This is a genomic window from Polaromonas sp., assembly GCF_031411155.1.
Classification (GTDB): Bacteria; Pseudomonadota; Gammaproteobacteria; order Burkholderiales; family Burkholderiaceae_C; genus Polaromonas.
The window spans coordinates 1-3,066 of record NZ_JANOAL010000080.1; the positions used below are offsets into that span (position 1 = coordinate 1).

2 protein-coding genes and 1 pseudogene are annotated in these 3,066 nt (G+C 65.4%); 1 reads left to right on the forward strand and 2 read right to left on the reverse strand.

The features are described 5' to 3' along the window. Positions 1-656: multicopper oxidase domain-containing protein (locus RMO23_RS04615; protein ID WP_309678925.1), on the reverse strand; the 656-nt coding region annotated here is incomplete at its 3' end. 27 nt (positions 657-683) lie between these two features. After that, complete coding sequence (locus RMO23_RS04620; protein WP_309678926.1) at positions 684-2,333, reverse strand: hypothetical protein; 1,650 nt, start codon at positions 2,331-2,333, stop codon at positions 684-686. 502 nt (positions 2,334-2,835) lie between these two features. On the opposite strand from RMO23_RS04620, the pseudogene gudD reads away from it, so the two are divergent. After that, a pseudogene (gene gudD / locus RMO23_RS04625) lies at positions 2,836-3,066 on the forward strand (glucarate dehydratase); the annotation flags it as partial.

Sequence of the window (3,066 nt, forward strand, 5' to 3'; positions counted from 1 at the left end):
TGGTAGCGCGGGTCGTCATAGCCGGCGTAGCAGTTGGGGTAGTGGTGGTCCTTGTAGGCACCGGCTGCCGTCATGGTTGGCCCGTATTTGGTGGCGCTGTACCAGTCACCGGTGAAGCCATCGCTCTCCGAGCCATCGTGCAGGTTGTGCAGGTGGGTGCTGATTTCGGGCGAGCCAAAGCCGACGCTGTTGGCCGGCAGCTCGTTGGTGATGCGCACCATGATGGGCACGCCGTAGCGTTCCACGAAGGTCGGGCCGGGCAGCATGCCGTCGTAGCCCCAGATTTTCTGGGTCGGCAACTCCGGGTGAAACGAATGCATCGCCTCCCGGACGTTGAGGGTGTAGAACTTCTGCGCCGGCCAGTTGCTCTCGCGCTGGTGCGCCGGCCGGCCGCATTCGCCGCCGCCCAGGTTCGGGGCCTGCGTGGGGGCCGGGCTCAGGCTGTCCGGGGTCAAGCCGGCCGGCGTCTTCGCGGTGTACACCGGCAGCGGCACCACAAACGGCGTGGTGGTGGGGCCGGCGGGCAGGTCTTTGGCCTGCGCTGGCCGGGTCGCGTCTTTGACCACCAGCAGGCCGGCCGCCGCGCTGGCGGCCCCGAGCTGGAGCGACTGCCTGCGATTTAACGCGGGAAGAAGGGATGGGTTGGACCTTGACATGACACTTCTCCTTGCTTTTTCAGAGCGTCAGAACGTGCAGTTGACCGTGGCCGGCGCCGCCGCTTCGGGGAAGGGCACCGGCTGGCCGATATTGGGCAGGGCACCGCCCTGGGCCCAGCCCTTGGCCAGGAAGGCCAGGCAGCGGAAGTTGTAGGGCGTCAGCACCGCGCCGCCCACGTTCGGCTCGGGGAAGATGTATTCGCCCATCGGCGACACGTACTGCCCGAACACCAGTCCATTGGCTTTCACGCTGGCCGCCGGTACGCCGGGCGTGCTGGCGTAGAACACCGGCGTGCCGTTGGGCACATTGGCCACGCGCGCCATCAGCTCGCGCGGCACGCCGCTGGCGCCGCCCAAAACGCGGGTGTCTTTTTCGGTGTGAAAGACAAAGCGCCCCAGCACCGCCGTGTTCTGCAGCGTGGATGGCAGCTGGCGGCTGGTGCGGCCGCCGGTTGCGGGGTTTTCATCGACCGCGTACATCGCCGGTGCGCGGCTCGGGTCGGTCACGAAAATCGTCGTGCGCAGCCGCGCCTGGCACTCGGCATTGGCCGGGCAGATGGCGGGCCCGGTGGTGATCAGCGGCGCCTCCATGTACAGGTAATACACCGGCCCGCCCAGCGGCGTGTAGATGCCGACATTGGCCTCTATCGCAAAGGCCGCCAGGTAGATGCCTGCGCCGTCGCGGGCCAGCACGCCCGAATAGGCGATGTAGTCGCCCACCACCAGCGGTGCCTGCTTGCCGACATCGCAGGCGGCGCCGCAGGGCGCGACCGCGCCGCCGGCGAAAGGCGGCGGCGGGATCAGAAAGTTGCTGTCCATCACATAGGAGCTGAGATAGACGCCGGGCGACACCAAGGGGCGGTTGGCCATCGGGCATTCGGCATCGACGGCGGGCGGGGCCACGCGCGGCACACACATCGGGTAGCCCGAGGCGGCATGGATGGTCGGGTTGTCGGAATCGACCCCGAAGCGTTTGTCGGGCGATGCCTTGGCGCCCCTGCCGTTGGCCAGGCCGTAGCGCCCGTCGGGGTCGTTGATCACCACCCGCGCATCGGCCGCGGCGCAGGGCCCCGGCGTGCTGCCGACGCACAACTCGCCGCTGCTGTAGTTGATGCTGCGAATGAAGCCGTTGGCGGTGTTGAGCGACTGCTGCGCAATGCTGACCAGCCCGGCAATGTAAACCCCGTTCACGATATTGCCGGCGATGCCGGCCTCGTAGGCGGCAATCGGCGGCGCCGGGTCATTGAGCGCCAGCCCCGACTGGCCGCCCAGGGGCGACTCGATGAAGAGCTGGCCCACGGTCTTGTAGGCCGCTGGCAGCGTCACCACCAGATTCGCCGGAATCAGAACAGTGATGCCATTGACCACGATGCTGCCGCCCGAATACGGGTTGGCCGGGGTAAAGGCCGTCAGGGACTGGATCGCCCCGGTGATGTCAAACGGCACCGGCCCGCCGGGAGGCGTGGCCGGCCCCACCGTGATGGCATTCGGATTGGCCGCGCCGCCGCCACCACCGCCCGCACCGCCCTTGGCCTGGGCGGTCGGCAGCAGCAGAACCGAAAACACCAGGGCCAGCCAGAGCACCACAGCGGCCTTGTTGACCCAGGCGAGCCGTTGCCGCCACACAGGGATGCCGAACGGGCCCGAAGCTGCCGAAAAGTCTGGATCGAGTTTCATGATGTGTACCCCTGAGTCGGTGTGTGAACTGCCTTCCTGCTGCTGTTGAGGTCTCCGCGCGTCCGGATGGCATGAAGCCGCGCGGTGGGTTGGGTGTCTGGGCTGACTACACAAAAAAGTACCTGGAGAGGGTTTGTGTGATTTGTTTACATCTGCGTGCAAGGCTTTGCGGTCATTTAGGGCGAGTTTAGGGTCGGGTTTTGCCGGCTTCAATCCCGAAATCGGGTGAGCGGATGCGTCACTCATTCAGATGAAAAAGCCCCTTGTTTGATGGATTTTTCAGAGGAAAATCGTCAAAAAAATGCAGCCAAAATCAAGCACAAAAATCGGCTTTTAAGCGGGGGTTAAGGCCCGCGCCAGGGGGCATGCCGGGGCAAAGGAACGGCATGTTTCCAAATGAAACAAATCAAAGAAAATGCAGTAATTGTGTAAATGCAGTGGCTGTAGCGCGTGGCTGACGGGCGGCCTGCCAGGGCTGACGGGCGACGCCTAGAATCCAGCCATGACCCAAGAAAGCACACCACGCATCACCCAGCTGCAGGTGATACCCGTCGCCGGCCGCGACAGCATGCTGCTCAACCTGAGCGGCGCGCACGGCCCGTTTTTTACCCGCAATCTGCTGATCCTGAGCGACAGCGCCGGCCGCACCGGCGTCGGCGAGGTGCCGGGCGGTGAAAAAATCCGCCAGACCCTGGAAGATGCGCGTGCGCTGGTCGTTGGCCAGCCGGTTGGC

Excerpts from the sequence above, each read along its gene's own strand:
- RMO23_RS04620 (WP_309678926.1), bottom strand. The coding sequence starts at position 2,333 with ATGAAACTCGATCCAGACTTTTCGGCAGCTTCGGGCCCGTTCGGCATC.